At 43.3% G+C, this 1,114-nt stretch carries 1 protein-coding gene; it reads right to left on the reverse strand.

The window, feature by feature from the left end; genetic code table 11:
• Nucleotides 1–124 precede the first annotated feature (124 nt).
• On the reverse strand, nucleotides 125–1,114 hold a 990-nt coding region (tnpB, locus tag DWW77_RS17825), incomplete at its 5' end, for an IS200/IS605 family element RNA-guided endonuclease TnpB (protein ID WP_147419605.1).

The following is a 1,114-nucleotide window of genomic DNA, read 5'->3' on the forward strand; positions in this document are numbered from 1 at the left end:
AGGGGGATTCTTGCTTCTCCCACTACTGCATTGGCAAACACCTTACGGTACTGCAATGTCTTACACAGTGTCCACAAGCTATATTTATACTGTTCCCGTATGCCCTACGGTACAGTTTTTATCTTTATGCAGACTGCATCTGCAGTCCTTTTTTCAGAATATTGATACTTGCATTCGTATCCCGGTCATGAACCGCATGGCATTTGGGACACTCCCAGATACGAATGCCCAGATTTTTTATCCGTGGATTTCTGTAGCCACAACAGCTGCAGGTCTGACTGCTCGGATACATCGTTGGTACTCTGTGAATTTCATTTCCATACCAGCCAGCTTTATATTCCAGCATTTCAAAAAATTTTGCCCAGGAAACACTCGCTATCGATTTTGACAGTTTATGATTCCGGATCATCCCCTTAACATTCAGATCTTCAATACAGATGGTTTGGTTTTCACGCACCAGCATCGTTGACTGTTTCTGCAGGAAATCATTCCGCTGATTGGTTACTTTCTCATACACTCTTGCCACCCTGATCCGCTGCTTCTCGCGGTTATGGGAATCTTTTTGTTTTCGGGAAAGCCTGCGCTGTTCTCTTATGAGTTTTCGCATTGAGCGTTCCAGATATCTGGGATTTGATACCGTATTTCCATTACTGTCGGAGTAGAACGCTTTGATTCCGACATCAATCCCTATCGTTCCGCCAGCATTTGAGCGTGGTTCCGGTTCAAAATCAACATTTAAAACCGCAAAATATTTTCCAGCCGGTGTGTGCTCAATGATCACGTGATTAATCTTTTCCACTTCCATCGACTGCCGTATTTTAACAAATCCAAGTTTCGGAAGTTTGATATATCTTCCCACAATACGAATATTATCTTTTTGATTTACCGTTCTGTATGACTGGAACCGGTTATGTTTACTTTTGAAGGTTGGATAGGAAGCCCGTTTCTGAAAGAAATTCACAAATCCCCGGTCGAGATCCCGCAAAGACTGCTGTAATGCAATGGAATCTGCTGCTTTCAGAAAGGCAAACTCCTCTTGCTTTTTCAGTTCAGTCAGCATGGCGGAAGTCTGGGAATAGCCGATCTTTTCCCCATTTTCATAGCCTTCCTTACG

This window comes from Ruminococcus sp. AF17-12 (assembly GCF_003479245.1).
Lineage (GTDB): Bacteria > Bacillota > Clostridia > Lachnospirales > Lachnospiraceae > Blautia_A > Blautia_A fusiformis.